Source organism: Flavobacterium sp. TC780, from assembly GCF_056783245.1.
In genome coordinates this window covers 1-19,159 of sequence record NZ_JBXBAV010000017.1, presented here as the reverse complement: position 1 = coordinate 19,159, position 19,159 = coordinate 1, and the positions used below count along the sequence as shown (strand labels likewise).

Genomic DNA, 19,159 nt, shown 5'->3' with positions numbered 1-19,159 from the left:
AGACGGATAAAAGGATAAAGTTTAATGATTATTAAATAAAAAAATGAAAAATTTTAATAGAGTGGGAATTATAACAGGCGCAAGTTCAGGTATAGGTAGAAATACAGCCTTACGAATAGCCTCTGATGGTTTTAGAGTTGTTTTAAACGGGAGAAATGAAAAAGAATTAGACTTACTGAAACAAGAAATCAACATACAGGCAGGAACAGAAATAGCAATAGTAGTTGCAGGAGATATAACTGATAAAAAAACGCTCGAAAGATGTATAGAAGCCTGTGAAACACATTGGAATTTAATTCCAAGCCTTTTTATAGCTTGTGCCGGAAGAGGATTACCAGGAACATTAATTACTTCTGATGAAATGCAATGGGAGAATTTATGGAATATCAATGTACTGGGTTTACAACATCAATTAAAAGCAATTTCTCAAGTTATGATAGCCTCAAGAGAAAAAGATCCAGAAAACAAAACCCCTTCAGATATTGTAGTATTAGGTTCAACAATAGGTCGAAATGTTTCTCCATTTAATTCTGTTTATGGAGCTACAAAATTTGCAACTCACGGCTTAACAGAGGCTTTAAGAAGAGAGTTAGGACCAAAAGGAATAAGAGTTACTCTTATTGAACCCGGTTTGGTAGCAACTAATTTTCAAGAGTCTGCAGGTTATGACATGGATTGGTTTGAAAACTATTGCGATGAAATTGGTCCTGTACTAGTAGGAGATGATGTTGCCAAAGTGATTCAGTTTTTAGTTCAGATGCCAGCAAATGTGCATTTAGACAATATTTCTGATCAGGCCAACTAGACAGTCCTACCCATAATTCACCTTAATTATTCACTTGATTATTCTTTGAGATGATAGAAAAGCAAAAAAAAATTACCGATTTATTTGAGCATACTGTAAATAATTATCCTGACCGCATTGCGATTAAGGATAGCAGTACTCATTATACTTATTCTGAATTACAAAATTTGTGCTTAAATTGGCTTCCAGATTAAAAAAAGAAGGAGTAAAAGTGAATGACAGAATAGGACTTTTAACCAAAAAAGACAACCTTACTATAGTATTATTTTGGGGTATTGCCTATGCAGGTGGAATACCAATACTATTAGATAATGATGATGAAATTCTTGTGCTTAAAAATAAGATAAAATCATCGCAACCATCTTATATTATTATACGAGATTGTGATAATCATAAAGAAGAAATACTTTCGGGAACCCAGATCTTACATGAGTCTGAACTAATAAAAGAACTTGAAAAAGAAGAATCGCTGCAGTCGTATCAAATAGCCAATGTATGTTATATGATTACAACCAGTGGTACAACAGGCATGCCCAAAGTAATAGAGATTTCACACAATAATGTACTGCATTATGTATCTAATTTATACGAAATCCTAAAGAGACCAGATCATATAAATGCTGCACATGTTACTAATTTCTCAACAGATTTAGGGCATACTAATTTTTTATTGTCTCTAATATCAGGTGGTATGCTTTATATATTTGATAGAAATGAATGTAGGGATCCTTTTCTTTTTAATTCCATACTAAAAGAGAGCAAATCAATTTTATCAAGACAACACCTTCACATATAGAGGTGATGCTACCTTTTTTAGATTTTGGTGCCGATTATAAAATAGATTTCCTTGTTCTGGGAGGTGAAAAACTTCCATGGGAATTAGTAAAACAGATTAAAGATTTAGAATTATTTAATGCTATCTTGAATCATTATGGGCCTAGTGAAACAACCGTTGGTGCCTTAGTATATCCGATATCTGAAATATTAGGAACAGAAACAGCGTTCCTATTGGAAAGCCAATCGGAAACGGCAATGCTTATTTGATTAATAAGAAAAATGGAGCAGGAGAATTGTATATCGAAGGGCCAGGTGTTGGAATAGGATACTTTAATAATGACGAAGAAACTAAGGAAAAATTCTTTTTTAATGAAAAAACAAACAACCGAGGTTATAAGACGGGTGATATATGCAGTATGTCAGAAGATGGAAGCTTTATATTCTTAAGGAGAGATGATAATCAGGTTAAAATTAGAGGACATCGTGTAGAACTTGATGAAATTGAATCTACATTAAATAAAAATACTAAAATTCTTTACAGTAGATTAAATACATTTTATGAAAACAATACAGCTTCTATAGAGTGTTTCATAAAGGTTGTTCAAGGAGAAACTCTTAAAAAAGAAGAGTTATTAGTATGGTTAAAAAAGTTATTACCAGACTATAAAATACCTGCTTATATTTATATTCAAGATGAGATTGTTTATACTGGAAACGGAAAAATAGATTTCAAGGCACTAAAGAAAGCAACACTTCACTAAAAATGCAAAGCTTTTTAAAGACTTAGATTTAAATAGCTGGGAAGACAATGTATTGTACTGCTGGCAAGAAGTATTTGGTATAGAAAGCAGAGATGGACATTTTTTAGATTTAGGAGGAGATTCCTTGAGTGCAATCAAATTTGTAGGCAAATTACAATTGAATGGATTCGATGTAAATTTAACAGATCTGTATGATAATCCTTCTTTTGAGCATTTTGTAGCATTAAACAAATCACAGAAAAATCATTTGGTTAACAATGATGTTGAATCTTCAGATTTGAAATTTACCAGTTCCCAGTTAACATTCTTAAAAAATAAATCACTGGACTCAAATCCTTATACACAGACATTATTGTTTGATATAGAAGGAGAAATAAATATTAAGTTATTGGGGAAGGCAATCGAAGAATCCTTAAGATCTCATGAAAGTTATAACCTGAAATATGTAAATGTAAATAATGATTTCTTTCCTGAGAATAATTTAAATCCAACGCCTCCTTTGGTTGTATATAATTTAAATTCAGAAAAATTATTTACAGATCAATTATTACAAATTACCAATGATTTGGTTAAAAGTATCTCTATTGAAGAAGGAATACTGGTTTAAATCGGCTTTAATTACTGATACAGCTAAAAACCTTAATTATTTGTTTTTGGTTAGCCATCATTTGATTACCGACGCAATTTCCTAATACTCTTTTAGAAGAAATTTTATGGAGATATGAATCATTGAATATAGAAAGAGCATTGCCTGTAAGTAAAGAACAAATTCCAAAATCATTTTTATAAAAAAAATGAGATAGAGATAACAAGACAAGAAGGTTTCTACAAGCCTTTGGGAATAAGCGAGGAAATTAAGGAAATCCCAATAAATAAAGGTAATTCCTGTCATTCTAATGCTGTAGTTTCTGTTGTTGTTGCAAATGAATACTCTGAAAAACTAAGACAATTTGAGTTGATGTCAGACACTCATTTAAAATTGCAGGATTTGTTCTTAAGTAGTTTTGTTAGTTCAGTTTTTGACTTTTATAATATTAGTGAATGTTCAGTAGATATCGAATTTCATGGAAGACCAGAAGAAAATGGAGGAGGAGTAGATTTGAGCAGATCAGTTTCGTGGTGGTCTACTACTATTCCGGTTGATTTTGATGAAAGTCACAGATCTGTCCAGCAGCTAAAAGAATATATGTCTCCTATTGCTAATTATGCAAATAACATTAATTCGCACAGTAGTATTTTTTCAAACAATGAAAAGCTTAAGGCAGACATTAGGTTTAATTATTTAGGAAAATTTCCAGAATCCTATGGAAACACATCTCTTAAATTCACCCCTTCACATTACACCACAGCTCCTACGAGATCTAATAAAAACAATAGCGAGTACAAATTATTTTTTACAGGCAGGTTCATTGGTGATAAACTGATTTTTGATATTCAGTATAACACAGCATGCTTTACTAGTCAGGACATACATGATATAGCAAACCTTCTTTTAAGTAATTTGGCATCTCATATTAATTTGGAAAAAAATAAGCAATTGAGCGACTTTGCTCATCTGTATTATAATAATGTATGTACGGTTGGAAAACCAATGCTAAATTTCCCAATTTATAAAAAAAATAAAAAGCACAATAAGACGATTTTATTAACAGGAGCAACTGGCTTTTTGGGATCAAGCGTTTTGAGAGATTTGCTTTTGGAAGGCGCTGAAGTATTTTGTCTTATTAAATCAGAAAATTTATATGCAGCAAAACAAAGATTAAAAGACACTTTAGATTATTATTTTCCAGAGGAAATGCTGTCAGAGAAAGTCAATAATATAGTATTGGGAGATTTATCCAAAAAGCATTTGGGTTTGAGTGATTATGCTTATCTCACAAATCATATTGATGTTATTATTCATTGTGGAGCTAATCTAAATCTTGTAAAGTCATACGATGATTTAAATGACACCAATGTATTTGGTACAGAACAGATTATTTCTTTTGCCAGAGAAGGAAAAGTAAAGGCATTGCATTACATTTCAACATTGGCGGTAAGCGGTTTTACCACAACTGCTGGGCAAGAATTTTCAGAACATCATTTTGATATAATCAAAAATTCCTATCAGGGTATGAAAAATCAAAGTTTGAAGCTGAAAAGATTGTCAGAAAGGCTTTTGATGAAGGGCTAAAAGGGAAGGTATATAGAGTAGGGCATATAGGTGCGCATTCTGTAACAGGAAAATTCCAAAAAAATGCGGGTGACAATAGGGTTATCCAAATATTAAACGGAATTATTGCATTGAATCAAATTCCTGTTTCTTACACAGAAAAAATATCTTTCTCTTATGTAGATGTTATTTCAAATATAGTAGCAGCAATGGCATTGCAAAAAATAGTATGTGACTTAGACTGTATTCATATAGAGAATACAGCTTATTTATCTATTAAAGAACTAGCATCCATGATGAACCATATTGGCTATCCGTGTAAAATAGTAGATGACGCTGTCTTTAAAAATGCAGTACTTAATTTTAAAGGTTCAAAGAAAGAGTACGAGTGTATTTATGGCTATAATATTTGGGTAAATAGATTTCTTTCACAAAAGAGGAATGTAAAGTATCTGAGTAATGAATCAAATGAAATTTTCAGCACGTATGGTATAGTTTTCCCTGAATTATCAAATGATTGGCTTAAAGCTAATAGTTGGTCAGCTAAAATCTGTAACTATAGAAGAAGTTAGTATTTATTAAGAAGGCCTTGGATGTGTTAGGATGCTAGCATCTGAATTTAAAAAAATAAGGGTTTGACTTTTCATTAAGTCAGGCCCTTATTTTTTTATAATAGTTTAAAATTGAGAGAGGACGATATTAAGATTTACGCAAATTTTAATGTCTTTTTTAATTTATACACTTTATACAGTTGTGCTTAGGGTATTTTAAATGCCGTAATGATTTCACGAAATACCCGTAATATTTAGATGAACCATACTGCTAATTTTGGATAAATCTTTTGAAGTTAGCTTTTAATGATTTAATAGAAAATAGCTCATAAACAAGAATCAACACCAAGAATAGAAGTCATAATATTCTATTTGACCTTTAATAATTAAATGTATAGAAATGAATAAAAAAATCATTCCACAACTGTATTTGAAAATATAGTTAAAAATTATGGAGAGAATATTGCTTTACAAGGTGATAAAGGAAATATATCTTATCAGGAGTTAAATCAATATTCAAATAAACTAGCTCATCTTTTGCTTAATAGCAACATATCAAAAAATGAGATAGCTACGGTTTATTTTTCTGATCCGAGATTACAGGTTATTTCATTGCTTGGTGCATTTAAGTCGGGGGTAATATATTTGCCAATTGACAAAAAGTATAAGAGAAACCACTGGAAGAATTGTATACTACGATACGCCCAAAAGTTTCACATACAGCACAGAAATTTTAGTTTACTTCACCAATTTAGTGATTCGTTTGATTATTCTATTCCATATATCATTACCCTTTCAATGGATAGTGACGAGGTATTACATCATAAACTATATGAATATTCAAAAGATACTTATGTAGATATTACACGTAAAGGTCAGTTATCTGTTGAAAATCCAGAACTAGAATTTGGGGATAATGATTTCTAATTATATTTATTTCACATCTGGTTCTACAGGTAATCCTAAAGCAGTTTTGGGTTGCCATAAAAGTCTTAGTCATTTCGTACACTGGGAACGTAAAGAACTTGGGAGATAAAAGAATCTGATAAAGTAGGACTACTGCCTTCATTTCGATTTGATGCTTCTATTCAGGCAATTTTCATGGCATTAATTAATGGAAGTACACTTTGTTTAATCAATTCAGAACCAAGAAGATATTATTCAATTACAAAATTGGATAAGAAATTATAATGTAACGGTACTGCATATGGTGCCAACGTTATTTAGAATTTTGAGTATTTATTCTGAAGGAGAAATTAATAGTCTTTCTTTTCCTGATTTGAAATATATACTATTGGCAGGAGAAAAATTGTACCAAAAAGATGTTGTGAACTGGAGAGAATGTCATGGTAGCAATACAGAAATTATTAATTTTTATGGAACAACAGAAGCTACAATACTTAGTACATTTTATAGAATAGAGGCAGAGCTTCAAGGCGAATTATCTGATGTGTTTTGCGTTGGACAGCCTATATCAAATACAGCAATATTAATTTTAAATAAAGAGAATAGACTTTGTAAAATTGATGAGGTAGGAAGTATTTATATAAAAACTCCATTTTTAACAAAAGGATATTATAAAAACGCGGAGCTTACAGCAGATAAATTTGTGCAAAATCCATTATCTGCTTCTCCAGATATTATTTATAAGACAGGTGATTATGGAAAGTATGATTCTCAAAGAAATACAATTGTTACTGGCAGAGAAGATGGCTTAGTAAAAATTAATGGAGTGCGTATTGATATTAATACAATTGAACAAACCATATTGAAATTAAAAGAAGTTGACATGGTAAAATGTCTGACTTATCAGCAGGATTTGTTGAATGTTATTTTAGTATGCTTTTATAAATCAAACAGTATTGACGAAAATAAAATAAGAAAACATTGCCTTGAATACTTGTCACAGTATGAAATCCCTTCACGTTTTATAGCTCTTGATGAAGTACCAATTAATGCAAATGGTAAAATTGACCCAGTTGTCCTTAAAAAGATAATTGATGATACTTTAAGTGCAGATAACAATGAAGTTACAGATGAAAATGAAGCTAACGAAACAGAGAAAAAACTAATCCAGATATGGAAAGAAATACTAAATGTAGATAAAATTAGACTGAATGATAATTACCTGTTTTTAGGAGGAAATAGCATCAAGTTAATCCAATTAAGGCTTAGAATTCAGCAAAAATTTGATGTAGAACTCAGTATTTATGATTTGTTCAGCAATTCTGTTTTAAAAGAACAGGCGGCATTAATTGCTCAATCAAAAAAATCGGTTTTTGAGCATATTGCAAAAGCTGAAACTAAGGAATATTATGATCTGTCTTCTACACAATATAGAATGTGGGTTTTGTCACAAATCGAAAGTAGCTCAATTGCTTATAATATGCCTAATGCTTTTCTTTTTAAAGGGGAAATTGATGTTTTAAAATTTAATGCATCTTTTAGAAATATTATAGAGCGTCATGAAATTTTGCGAACTTCTTTTAAATCAAATAGAGATGGCGAAGTGCATCAATATATTAAACCAATCCAAGAAGTAGCGTTTGATATTACCCAAAAGGATTTTACAAATAGCAATTCATTAGATGAAATTAAATCATATTTAATTGCTTTAAATGCAGAACCATTTAATTTAGAGCAGGGACCTCTTTTAAGAGCTTATTTAATTAAAGTAGCCGAAAATGAGCATGTATTTTACTTTACAATGCACCATATTATTGGAGATGGCTGGTCGTCACTGATTTTGTTTAAAGAAATAATAAGCACCTATAATAGCTTATTAAAGAGTACTGAATTAGCATTACCAGCATTAAATGTTCAGTATAAAGATTATGTGGCATGGTCACAGAATGAAACCCATTTAGAGAAAAATAAAATTTCCGAAAGATATTGGCTTGATCAATTTGAAGGAGAATTACCAATATTGGAATTACCAGGTTTTAAAAAACGCCCTTTAGTAAAAACAAATAACGGGAATAAGATAGAACATGTTTATTCAACAGAATTCACCCAAAAATTAAAATCATTTTCAGAAACTCAGAATGCTACTTTATTCATGACCTTAATGGCAGGTATAAATGTGTTATTGGCAAGATATTCATCACAAGATGATATTATTATCGGGACTCCTGTTGCAGGGAGAGTGCATCCAAGTTTAGAAAATCAAATTGGCCCTTATTTAAATACAGTTGCTATTCGCACAAAATTGGAAGAGAACGAAAGTTTTAATTCTTTATTGGTAAAAGAAAAACAATTGTTATTAAATTCTTATGAGCATCAGGAATATCCTTTTGATGAATTAGTATGGAAATTGAATTTAAAACCAGATAACAGCCGCTCATTTTTATTTGACGTTTTAGTGGTGTTGCAAAACCAAAACCAGGTTGCAGATCTGGATACGAAAGAAGAATTGAGTGGTTTAAAAATAGAATCAGTTGATTTTGAAAATAATTTTTCAAAGTTTGATTTGACATTCACTTTTGTTGAAACAGAAAGCTTGAATTTGTCAATTTCTTATAATACAGATATTTATGATCAGTTCTTAATCGAGAGGATGTTTCCACATTTTGAGAACCTTTTAAATCAACTTATAAATCAGCCAACTATTGCTATAGACAAGACCGATTACCTGACGGAGGCTGAAAAAAAACAATTATTATTTGATTTTAATGACTCGATTATAGATTATCCAAAAGACAAAACTATTGTTGATTTATTTGAGGAACAAGCAGCTATTAATCCAGAGGGAACAGCAATAGTATTTGAAGGCAAGAAAGTTTCTTACGCAGCTTTATCTAACGAAGTAAATGCAGTAATGGCACAATTGTCTGATAGAGAAATAGAAAAAGGGGATAAAGTTGTAATTTGTTTTAACAGTCATCTAGAAAAAGCAATTGCAGGAATATTAGGGATCTTAAAAATAGGAGCTGTGTATGTTCCAGTAGATTTCGGATTATCCAGCAGAAAGAATCAATTTTATTCTTCAGGATACTAAAGCCAAAGTAGCAATCACTAATAGTAATGATTCTACAATTTTCAAAAATACAGTTATTGATTTAATAGTGTTGGACGAGTTGGAAGTAATTCAAAACGTTTCAGGAATCACTTATAAAAAGGCAGAAATTTTAGACAACGCCTATATAATTTATACTTCGGGTTCAACAGGAAATCCGAAAGGTGTATTAGTTAGTCATAAAAATATAAATGATTATGTTTTTGGTTTATCATCAAAGATTCAACTAGCAAAGAATGATTCTTTTGGTTTGATGTCTACAATAGCTACAGATTTAGGAAATACCGTTCTATTTGGCTCTTTACTGACAGGGAAGACACTGCATTTATTTTCAAAAGACAGCTTAAGAGATGTAAATTACATTGAAGAATATTTTGATAATAATTCTATCGATTGTATAAAAATTGTACCGAGTTATTGGAAGTCATTAAACATAAAAGGGCAGTCACCTAACAAGATGATTATTTTTGGAGGAGAAGAACTGACAGTTGATGTTGTAGAGAAAATTAAATCCGAAAAACCAGAAATAACTATTGTTAATCATTACGGACCTACAGAAACAACTATTGGAAAATTACTTCATGTAGTTGATTTAGATAATTCATATGTCCGCATTCCTATTGGGCGACCTTTTTCAAATACAAGTTTATTTGTTGTCGATAAAAACTTTTTGCTTTGTCCTATAGGAGTCGAAGGAGAATTAGTAATTGGAGGAGATGGAGTATCAAATGGTTATCTGAATAATTTAAAATTGACAGAAGAGCAATTTGTTGCCGATACCTTACTTAATAAAACCGATTCAAAGCTTTACAAAACAGGAGATAAAGTAGTTCAATGTCCAAATGGAAATATAGAATATATAGGACGATTTGATGATCAGGTAAAAATAAGAGGACACCGAATAGAATTAGGAGAGATAGGAAGAAAACTTTCTTGATACCAGGTATAAGTCAATCAATAGTTGTTGTAAAACAAAAAAACGAAGAAAAGACTTTAGTGGCTTATTATGTTTCAGAAACACATCTGGATAAAAAAGAAATTCAGTCTCATCTTTCTACAGTACTACCAGAATATATGGTTCCGTCTTACTATGTAGAATTGGAGAGTCTACCATTAACTTCTAATGGGAAAATAAACAAGAAAGCATTACCTAATATATCTGATCAAGATATTATCAGAAAAGAATATGTAGCGCCAAGAAATAAAACGGAAGAAAAATTAGCCCAAATCTGGCAGGAAATACTGAAAGTAGATACAATAGGGATAACAGACAATTTCTTTAATTTAGGAGGACACAGCTTATTGGTAGTTAGGATTATTAATCAGATTAAGAAAGAATTAGGGTTAAATATATCTGTAAAGACATTCTTTGAAAATCCAACGATAGATGCTTTATCAGAGCAATTAAAAGATAAAAAAGCAGAATCGTATTTTATTGAAAAAGTAATGGAATCTGAATCTTATCCAGTAACTGCTTCACAATATAAGTTTTGGTTAATAAGCCAATTTGAAGACGCATCGTTGGCTTATAATATGTTAACCGTATTTAGACTTGAGGGAGATTTAGTGATTCCAAAGTTTAAAGAGTCTTTTACTTTTCTTATGGATAGACATGAGAGCTTAAGAACATCTTTTAAGTTAAATGAAGAAGAAGAATTAAGACAATTTATAACACCAACAGAAGATCTAGATTTTAGCATTAATTATACAGATTTAAGTTTTAACGAATCAACTGAAGATGATGTTGCAGCTTATGTTCTGAAAGAAAATGCGGTTCGATTTGATTTAGAAAAAGCACCTCTAGTTCGTGCTTCATTAATCAAGGTTGCAGAAGGTAAGTTTGTATTCTTTATATCGATGCATCATATTATTGGTGATGGCTGGTCTTCAGAATTGTTAGTAGGTGAAGTTGTGTCTATTTATAATTCTTTTGTTCAGGATAGAAAAGTAGAATTGCCAGAGCTGAGAATTCAATATAAAGATTATGCAGCATGGCTGAATGCTGAAGTTCAAAAAGAAGGTTACAAAATTTCAGAACAATATTGGTTAAATCAATTTTCTGGAACACTTCCTACAATTGAATTGCCAGGTGCCAAAAAGAGACCTTTGTTAAAAACGTATAACGGAGATAATTTAGGTTATCAGTTTTCAGAAATATTTTCAGAGCGATTGAATGAATTTTCTAATCAGCATAATGTTTCATTATTTATGGTTTTAACAGCAGGAATTAATACGCTGTTGAGCAGATATACAGGTCAGGATGATATCATTGTTGGAACTCCCGTAGCAGGAAGAGAACACCCTGATTTAGAAAATCAAATTGGTCTTTATCTGAACACTTTAGCTTTAAGAACTAAAATAAACAAAGAATACAATTTCTTAGAATTACTGGATCATGAAAAGAATGTCATTTTGGGAGCTTATGAACACCAAGTTTATCCATTTGATGAATTGATTGATAAACTACATCTGAAAAGAGATACAAGTAAATCATTGTTGTTTGATATATTGGTGGTTTTACATAATCAGACAAAACTAAATAAGTTTGAAGAAGAAAAACTGGTAGATTTATATATCGCACCTTATGAATCAAGCCGTAAAACATCACAGTTTGATCTATCATTCCGATTTTCAGATAATGAAGCCTTGTATCTAGAGATAAATTATAACACAGATATTTATGATAAATCTTTTATAGAGAAAATATTTATACATTTTGAAAAATTGGTTTCGGAATTAATAGCCAAACCAGAAACAAAATTACTGTCGATAGAGTTCCTTTCGGAAAATGAGAAAAAAGAAATGGCAATGTCTTGTTATTGGAAAAATGTATTTCAAAATGTATTTCCAGCAGTTGCATTTCCTTTTGAAAAACCAGTTTCTAAAAAACTAGAAACATCAGGATCTCAGTTTCAATTTACTATAAAGAAAGAACTAAAAGAAAGGTTAGAAAAATTCTCAATTGCTAACAACGGGAACCTTTTTACATCTTTATTATTCTTATTAAAAATTACAATTCGAAAATATATTGATAATGATTTAGTAGTGTTAGGAGTTTCGTTTCCTGAAGAAAAGCCTAATGAATGGCATAAACTTGATTTGCCTGTTGCTAGCAGTATCAGTAATAAAGAATTACTACAGGATATATACGATAGGTTAAATAGAGAGGTAGAAGAAATAAAAACGACCCTCTTTGCAGATTTTCAGATGGCAGAAAAAGCGGTGAATGCTTTTTATGAAAATAACGAAGAAACGACATGCAACATAAAATGTAATTATTTTAAAAATCAGACTCTTGACAGCCTTCAGTATTTAGAAAATGAAAAGGAATTTGCTTCAAATATCATTTTTACAGAAAGTGTTAGTAGTGTGCACGATATGTCATTCAATTTTTATGAAAATGAATCTGAGATTAATTGTGTTCTGATATACAATAATCAGATGTATGATAAGAGTCACATCATGCTTTTCATAGAAAGATTTAACATTATTATCAATCAGCTACTAGAGAACCCAGAAGAGTTCAGCCAGTTCAATATTGACAATATTAGTTTTGATTTCCAGAGTAAAAAACTACCAAATGAAAATAAAGTTTTACTCGAAGAAAACTTCTAGTAAAATCCAGTCTATCTATTAAATACATACAATTAATTAACCATTAAATTAAAAAATCATGATTAAGTCATTAATACAATCTATGGCAGTATGCCCAGATATGAACAAAGTTTATCCTAAAATTGATTACGGTAAAGGAGTATATATATACGACCAGAATGGCAAAAGATATTTAGATGGTTCATCAGGAGCCTCATCAGTTTCAAATATAGGGCATGGCCGAAGCGAAATAGCAGATGTAATTCACCAGCAGGTTTCTAAAATATCTGTTTTACCAACTCATGCTTTTAGTTCAGAAGTAGTAGAAAATTATTTAGATCGTTTAGTGTCTTTTGCACCTCCAGGATTTAGTAAAGCTTGGACAGTTATGAGTGGGACAGAAGCAGTAGAGAGTGCAGTTAAAATGGCATTACAATTCCATCAGATAAGAGGCGAATTTAATCGTTACAAAGTTATTTCGAGATGGAATACGTACCATGGTAATTCTGTTTTTATGCTTGATATTGGAGGAATGAAGATAAGACGAGAGCTTTATAGTCAATGGCTTAATAATTTCCCACATATTTCTCCAGCTTATAATTACAGAAGACCTGATGGCTTAAATGAAGAAGAGTTTGTACAAAGTTTACTTATGGAATTTGAAACAACTATTGTTGAAGAAGGTCCAGAATCAATAGCTGCATTTGTAGCAGAACCAGTTATTGCCTCAGCTATGGGAGCAGTTCCACCTCCTGCAAATTATTTTAAAGGAATCTCAAGAATATGTAAAAAATATGGAATCTTATTTATTACAGACGAGATATTGACAGGTTTTGGAAGAACTGGAAGAAATTTCGGTATGGACAACTTTGGCGTAGTACCAGATATAATTGCAGCAGGAAAAGGGATGAGCGGAGGTTATTTTCCTTTATCAGCAGTAATTGCTTCGTCTTATGTAACTCAAGCATTTGTAGACACAAAAACAACATTTTTAGGAGGCTATACTTTTGCCTGTAATCCAGTTGGTTGTGCTGTAGGAAATAAAGTAATGGATATTTTAGAAAGAGAAAATGTTATTGGTAATGCTGAGAAAATGGGTACTCTGTTTCGTGAAAAACTAAAAGTATTAAATGAGTTTGACATTGTAGGAGATATTCGTGGTGTTGGACTGTTGTGCGGTGTTGAAATCGTACAAAATAAATATACAAAAGAACCATTTCCTGCATCTATGGCTATTTCAAAAATGATAGGCGAGATGGCTATTCAAAAAGGGGTCGTTTTATATCCTGGAAGAGGTTCTGTCGATGGAACTCTAGGAGATCACCTTCAAATTACACCACCGTTGGTAATTAATGAAGAACAATTAGATGAAATCGTTGATGTCTTAAAACAATGTTTTAAAGAAGTAATGTCTAAAATCAAAAAAACTACAGCAAGTTATGAAAGTATTGAGTCTTAATAAAGCTAAAACAGAAGAGTTTTTAAATCGTTTTTTAAACGACAATCAAAATACTGATTCAAATCCGTTTTTTGAAGGAATTCATATAAAAAATGAAGAAGGTAACTCTCATGTTAAATTACAGTTAGAGATAAAGGATGTACAAAAAATAAAAGAAATCTGTAATGGATCAGATATTTTGATTTATAACTTTTATTGCTGTGTTTTAAGTGTTTTACTTCATAAATATGAAGAAACATCTTTTTTTATTTCACCTTTATCACAGTTTGATGAGTATGCAGAAAGTAGTAATCAGCTTTTTGTTTTACAGCATCAATTGGATAAATCTGAAAATTTTAAAAGCCATTTTTCAACCAGTAAAAGCTCTTTGTTAGAATCGATTGAAAATAGCTTTGAACTGGATATTTTTGACGATTCTTTTTTAAACTTTGAAGACTTTAAAAATAAAATTTCATTTGGAATAACTATAGACGGAATAAACAACGATATCCTTGATATTGTTAAAACACTGTTTGTTTTTGATTTTAAAAGCACAACTCCATCGCTAGAAATACGCTGTAAAGGAGAAATTATAGATGCTGATTTGCTTTATATTTTTGGAGAAAATTTTAATAAATTATTGAATGAAACACTTCAAAATTTATATGAACCTATAAGTAATATAGAGTTCAGAGGAAATAAGGAACTACATGTTTTAAGTCAGATAAATTTGCCTGAGACGAATTTCTTATTAGATAAAAATGTTATTGAATTACTTACGGAGCAGTGTGAAAATCAAGGTGATAAAGTTGCAATTTTAAGCAATGCCCAAACAATAACGTATAAGGAACTAAATCAACAGACTAATAGATTAGCACGATACATCCAGGATCAATTTGCAGCTGGAAAAGATGATCTTTTCGGTATAATGCTATCTAGATCGATCAATATGGTAAGTGGGATCCTCTCTGTTTGGAAAGCAGGAAGTGCTTATGTTCCTGTTGCTACAAACTTGGGTGATGATGCGCTTCAGCATATTATCGAAAATTCGAATCTTAAAGCTATAATTACAGATGATCAGAATGTTATAGATCAATTGAAAGGATTATCTATTGACATTGCAGTTATTGATTTAAATGGTAGTAGCGAATTACTAAAAGGTTTATCTAATGCACCATTAGATGTAACAATAGGAGCAGAAGATCTTTCATATGTAATTTATACCAGTGGATCAACTGGCAGGCCAAAAGGAGCCATGATTGAGCACTATGGAATGCTAAATCATATTATGTCTAAGATCACAGAAATGGGTATAGATAAAAATAGTATTGTTGCTCAAAATGCACCTCATACTTTTGATATTTCTGTTTGGCAATTTTTTGCACCATTAGTAGCCGGAGGTACCAGTATTATATATGATGAAGATACTATTCTCGAGATTAATGAATTTGTAACGAGAATAGCGAAAGATAAAGTCACACTATTAGAACTAGTACCTTCTTACCTTTTAGAAATGCTTAATTATATCGAAAGTGAAGAAGAAAAAATAGAACTAGCGTTAAATATATTAATCTTAAATGCCGAGACCTTAACAAAAGGGATGGTAAAAAGATGGTTGGAAGCTTATTCAAAAATACCAATTGTAAATACGTATGGAGCTACAGAGGTTTCAGATGATATGTCGCATTTTATCATGCATGACGTTCCTAAAAGCTATTCGGTTCCCGTATTGAAACAGACGATACAAAATTTTGAAATTCATATTTTAGATGAAAATAAGCAAAGAGTTCCTGTAGGAGTTAAAGGAGAGATCTATCTGGCAAGTCCTTGCGTAGGAAGAGGTTATTTTAATGATGAGAAACGCACAAAAGAAGCTTTTCTAAAGGGACCAATAGAAGGGATTACAAATCAGGAAAGAATATACAAAACAGGAGATCTTGGAAGATTTATGCCTAATGGAACGATGGAGTTTATTGGCAGAAATGACAATCAGGTTAAGATATTAGGACATAGAATAGAATTAGATGCGATAGAAAACATTGCAGCTGATATTAAAGGAGTTAAAAGCGTAAAAGCAATTGCTCATACAGATAAGCAAATCATAGTACTGTATTATGTTTCTGATTTAGAATTGGATAAGGTTTTGATGGAAGAAGAGCTTGTAAAAAAACTTCCTAAATATATGATTCCGTCAGCTTTTATACATATGTCAAGTTTTCCGTTGACTAAAAATGGTAAAATTGATAAAAATAGATTGCCAGCTGTCCAATTGGAGAATTTAGCTGCAAAAGAGTATGTTGCACCACAGAATGAGACAGAAGAAAAGTTAGCAGTTGTTTGGCAAGAAGTCTTAAAAATTGATAGAATTGGAGTAACAGATAATTTCTTCGATTTAGGAGGACATAGCTTGCTAGCAGTTAGAGCAATTAACAGGATTAAAAAAGAATTAGGATTAAATACTTCCGTAAAAACATTCTTCGAGAATCCAACAATAGCAGCTTTATCTAAACAATTAAAAGATAAACAATACATACCTATTGAGAAATCTCCAGTATTAAATTCTTATCCTTTAACAGCTTCACAGTACAGATTTTGGGTACAAAGTCAGGTTGGAGATGCTTCTTTAGCTTATAATTTATCAATGCCACTTCAATTTAACGGAGATTTAGATGTGTCAAAATTAGAAGAGTCTTTTCTTTTCTTAATCAACAGACATGAAGTGTTGCGTACTTCTTTTAAATTAAATGAAACAGGTGAGGTACGTCAGTTCATTACTTCAATGGATGATTTGGATTTTGGTCTTAATTATGTTGATTTAAGTTTAAGTAATGAAAAAGAAAAGGCTGTCGCTGCTTTTCTTTCTAAAGAAAATTCGATTGCTTTTAATTTGGAGCAAGCCCCTTTACTTCGTGTTTCGCTTATTAAATCGGGAGATCAGGAATATACTTTCTTTATGGCAATGCACCATATCATAGGAGATGGCTGGTCATCTGTTGTATTATTCAGAGAAATGGTAACGATTTATAATTCACTGATTCAGTCGAAAGAAGTAAACTTACCTGAATTAAGAATTCAATATAAGGATTACGCAGAATGGTTAAATCAGGAAGCACAACAAGAGCACTATAAAACGTCAGAAACATATTGGTTGAATCAATTTTCAGGTTCACTTCCTATAATTGAGTTGCCAGGATTTAAAAAGCGTCCTTTGGTAAAAACGTATAATGGGGCATATTTAAGCTATCAGTTTCCTGAAGGATTTACAGAAAAATTAAAAGCTTTTTCTAAAAAGCAGGATGTCACATTATTTATGGCATTGATGGCAGGAATAAATGCTTTATTGAACAGGTATACTGGACAGCAAGATATCGTTATTGGCTCACCTATAGCGGGAAGAGAACATTCTGATTTAGAAAATCAAATTGGACTTTATTTGAACACTTTGGCTTTGCGTACGCAAATGGATAAAGATTTCAATTTCTTAGATCTATTGCGTCATGAAAAAGAGATAATCTTAGGTGGTTATGAACATCAGGGATATCCGTTTGATGAATTAGTAGACAAACTGGAGATAAAAAGAGATAGTAGCAGATCAGCTTTATTTGATATTATGGTTGTGTTGCAGAGCCAGTCTAAGCTTAATAATTTTGAGAATGATAAATTGTTAGGACTGGAGATTAATGAGCAGGAAGTAATCCATAAAACGGCACAATTCGATTTGATTTTTGCTTTTATGGAAACGGATGGCCTTATGTTAGGAATTGAATACAATACAGATATTTACGAGGCTTCATTTATAGAAAAAATGTTTACCCATTTTGAGCAGCTGCTTAGTGTAATGATGGAGCAACCAGAGGCTAAGATTCAGCAAGTTGATTATTTAAGTGGTGAAGAAAAGAATCATCTTTTAGTTGATTTTAATGATACTATAGTTGACTATCCTAATGATAAGACAATAATAGATCTATTTGAGGAACAGGTAGAAAAAACACCTAATAATATTGCAGTTGCTTTTAATGAGAGAGCACTTACTTATAAAGAGCTTAATGAGCAGGCCAATCAGTTAGGCCGTTATTTAAGAGAGCAATATGATATTCAGCCAGATGATTTATTAGGTATAAAATTGGAAAGAAGTGAGCAATTAATCATTTCAATCTTAGCTGTTCTAAAATCAGGAGGAGCTTATGTGCCAATAGACCCAGGTTATCCAGAGAGCAGACAGGATTATATTGAAAAAGATAGTAATTGTAAAGTTATAATTGATGATTATGAGTTGAATAGATTTCGTTCAGGAAAAAACAAATATTCAACGATTAATTTAGATAAGAAAGTAAAACCAAACAATTTAGCCTATGTAATTTATACTTCAGGGACAACAGGTAATCCTAAAGGAGCGCTATTGGAGCATAAAAATGTGGTAAGATTATTTTTTACAGATAAACCTTTATTCGATTTTAATGATAAAGATGTTTGGACGATGTTTCATTCTTATAGTTTTGACTTTTCTGTATGGGAAATGTATGGTGCACTACTATTTGGAGGAAAGTTAATAGTAATTCCGAAAACCTTAGCTCAAAACACGCTTGAATTTTTAGAATTAGTATGTAATGAATCAGTAACTGTATTAAATCAGACTCCTTCAGCCTTTTATAATTTTATAGAATGTGACCGATTTAGCAAAAAGAGAAATTTTAAATTAAGATATATAATTTTTGGAGGCGAAGCTTTAAATCCTTTTATGCTATCTGATTGGTTCAATAGGTACTCTGAAACAAAATTGGTAAACATGTACGGGATTACCAGAAACTACAGTTCATGTTACTTATAAAGAAATTGGCAGAGAAGAAATAAATTCAGAGCAATCAAATATAGGACGACCTATACCTACCTTGAGTTGTTTAATTTTTGATGAATCTAAAAATATAGTTCCAATAGGAGTTATAGGAGAACTTCATATTGGAGGTTCTGGTTTAGCAAGAGGATATTTGAATCGTCCTGAGCTGACATAGAAAAAAGGTGCTGCCTCCCTAACAACAGGAGCATGTATTAACCTTAGCAATACGTAA

At 31.3% G+C, this 19,159-nt stretch carries 12 protein-coding genes and 1 pseudogene; all 13 read left to right on the top strand.

Annotated features, from left to right (window positions below; genetic code table 11):
* Window positions 1–43 precede the first annotated feature (43 nt).
* The 13 genes and pseudogenes from AC1RYN_RS01555 (at window position 44) to AC1RYN_RS01495 (ending at window position 19,102) form a co-directional block, all read left to right on the top strand.
* Window positions 44–805 (top strand): SDR family NAD(P)-dependent oxidoreductase, encoded by a 762-nt coding sequence (locus AC1RYN_RS01555; RefSeq protein ID WP_481805555.1) that lies wholly within the window; start codon window positions 44–46, stop codon window positions 803–805.
* Window positions 806–983: 178 nt separating this feature from the next.
* Window positions 984–1,601 (top strand): AMP-binding protein, encoded by a 618-nt coding sequence (locus tag AC1RYN_RS01550; RefSeq protein WP_481805554.1) that lies wholly within the window; start codon window positions 984–986, stop codon window positions 1,599–1,601.
* A gap of 2 nt (window positions 1,602–1,603) precedes the next feature.
* Window positions 1,604–1,849, top strand: a complete 246-nt coding sequence (locus tag AC1RYN_RS01545) for a hypothetical protein (protein WP_481805553.1) — start codon at window positions 1,604–1,606, stop codon at window positions 1,847–1,849.
* Window positions 1,846–2,343, top strand: coding sequence for a hypothetical protein (locus AC1RYN_RS01540; protein WP_481805552.1), 498 nt, complete (start codon window positions 1,846–1,848; stop codon window positions 2,341–2,343). Before AC1RYN_RS01545 ends, AC1RYN_RS01540 begins: the two co-directional genes overlap by 4 nt.
* A 52-nt stretch (window positions 2,344–2,395) precedes the next feature.
* Entirely contained in the window at window positions 2,396–2,950 is a 555-nt protein-coding gene (locus tag AC1RYN_RS01535; protein WP_481805551.1) for a phosphopantetheine-binding protein, read from the top strand.
* A gap of 228 nt (window positions 2,951–3,178) precedes the next feature.
* Window positions 3,179–5,067: pseudogene (locus AC1RYN_RS01530) on the top strand (SDR family oxidoreductase).
* Between the two features lie 417 nt (window positions 5,068–5,484).
* Window positions 5,485–5,973 carry an AMP-binding protein gene (locus tag AC1RYN_RS01525; RefSeq protein ID WP_481805591.1) on the top strand — a complete coding sequence of 163 codons (489 nt, stop codon included), beginning with the start codon at window positions 5,485–5,487 and terminating at the stop codon, window positions 5,971–5,973.
* 211 nt (window positions 5,974–6,184) lie between these two features.
* A complete protein-coding gene (locus tag AC1RYN_RS01520; RefSeq protein WP_481805590.1) occupies window positions 6,185–9,043 on the top strand; it encodes a condensation domain-containing protein in 2,859 nt (952 codons plus the stop codon).
* Window positions 8,994–9,998, top strand: a complete 1,005-nt coding sequence (locus tag AC1RYN_RS01515; RefSeq protein WP_481805589.1) for an AMP-binding protein — start codon at window positions 8,994–8,996, stop codon at window positions 9,996–9,998. The genes AC1RYN_RS01520 and AC1RYN_RS01515 overlap by 50 nt, the downstream gene beginning before the upstream one ends.
* Window positions 9,995–12,676 carry a condensation domain-containing protein gene (locus tag AC1RYN_RS01510; RefSeq protein WP_481805550.1) on the top strand — a complete coding sequence of 894 codons (2,682 nt, stop codon included), beginning with the start codon at window positions 9,995–9,997 and terminating at the stop codon, window positions 12,674–12,676. Before AC1RYN_RS01515 ends, AC1RYN_RS01510 begins: the two co-directional genes overlap by 4 nt.
* Window positions 12,677–12,734: 58 nt before the next feature.
* Window positions 12,735–14,114, top strand: a complete 1,380-nt coding sequence (locus AC1RYN_RS01505; RefSeq protein WP_481805549.1) for an aminotransferase family protein — start codon at window positions 12,735–12,737, stop codon at window positions 14,112–14,114.
* Entirely contained in the window at window positions 14,095–18,921 is a 4,827-nt protein-coding gene (locus tag AC1RYN_RS01500; RefSeq protein WP_481805548.1) for an amino acid adenylation domain-containing protein, read from the top strand. The genes AC1RYN_RS01505 and AC1RYN_RS01500 overlap by 20 nt, the downstream gene beginning before the upstream one ends.
* Window positions 18,922–18,925: 4 nt before the next feature.
* Window positions 18,926–19,102 carry an AMP-binding protein gene (locus AC1RYN_RS01495; protein WP_481805588.1) on the top strand — a complete coding sequence of 59 codons (177 nt, stop codon included), beginning with the start codon at window positions 18,926–18,928 and terminating at the stop codon, window positions 19,100–19,102.
* Window positions 19,103–19,159 lie beyond the last annotated feature (57 nt).

Bases quoted from the DNA above. Each gene is read 5' to 3' on its own strand.
- AC1RYN_RS01505 (WP_481805549.1), top strand. From the start codon at position 12,735: ATGATTAAGTCATTAATACAATCTATGGCAGTATGCCCAGATATGAAC.
- AC1RYN_RS01500 (WP_481805548.1), top strand. From the start codon at position 14,095: ATGAAAGTATTGAGTCTTAATAAAGCTAAAACAGAAGAGTTTTTAAAT.
- AC1RYN_RS01555 (WP_481805555.1), top strand. From the start codon at position 44: ATGAAAAATTTTAATAGAGTGGGAATTATAACAGGCGCAAGTTCAGGT.